The following is a 1,049-nucleotide window of genomic DNA, read 5'->3' as shown; positions in this document are numbered from 1 at the left end:
GGTTTCGGGAGATCCTGAACCTGCCGCATTCTCTTTTACAGGGAAACGTGCCTGTGAAAACACTTCTGGATCTGATGCGGGCACGCGGGCTGATCAAGGCTGATGATGAACGCAGGATCGGCAGGTGGCAGCACGAACTGAAAAGCCGGGGCTGGTTGCGTAAACGAGTGCGCGACGGGTCGGACCGCGTGCTGGACATTCAAGTCAACCAACTACCGGATGGTGGGTTTCTGGTCGAATTGAAGGATGTAACGCTTGAGGCTCGCGCGACCGAGACGCTTGAAAACCGCGTTATGGAGCGTACGGCCGAATTGACCCACGCCAACGCCAAGCTGGTTCAGGAATACGAAGAAAAAGCGCGCGTGGAAGAGGCCCTGCGGATCGCGAAAGAACGCGCTGAGGCTGCGGTGTCTTCCAAGACACGGTTCCTTGCCGCGGCCAGCCACGATTTGCTTCAGCCGATCAATGCCGCGAAGTTGATGATCTCGACCCTGTTGGAAATCACGCGCGAGACCGAATTTCACGAGATGATGGAGCGTCTGGACGGCGCATTCGGTTCTGCAGAGCAGTTGCTACATTCGTTGCTGGATATCTCGCGACTGGAAACTGCTGATCCGGATACCGTCTCACCTACGGATGTCAGCCTTGCTTCGATGGTTGCCGGGATACAGGGCGACCAAACGTTGGTCGCTGAGAACAAGAATGTCCGGCTTGATGTTGTCCCTTGTTCGGAAATCGTAAACTCGGACCCGGTCTATCTATTGCGTTCGGTCCAGAATCTGGTGGTGAATGCCATCCAGTATACCGAGCCTGGAGGCCGGGTTCTGGTTGGCTGTCGCAGGCGTGGCGACAAGGTCATTTTGCAGGTGTGGGACACTGGTATCGGAATTGCGCGCAAGGATCAGGAACGCGTTTTCGAAGAATTCACAAGGGCCGACAACGTACCACTGGGTTCGGGTATGGGATTGGGATTGTCTGTGGTGGACCGCGCCTGCCGGCTTTTGGGGCACAAGCTTTCATCGCGGTCTAAACCCGGCATAGGGTCCGTA

At 56.4% G+C, this 1,049-nt stretch carries 1 protein-coding gene; it reads left to right on the top strand.

The window, feature by feature from the left end; translation table 11 throughout:
* Nucleotides 1-11 precede the first annotated feature (11 nt).
* Nucleotides 12-1,049: sensor histidine kinase (locus tag ACR0E6_RS21515; protein ID WP_480587135.1), on the top strand; the 1,038-nt coding region annotated here is incomplete at its 3' end.

It is taken from the genome of Ruegeria sp. AP12, from assembly GCF_056540025.1.
This window is presented reverse-complemented; position numbering and strand designations above follow the sequence as displayed.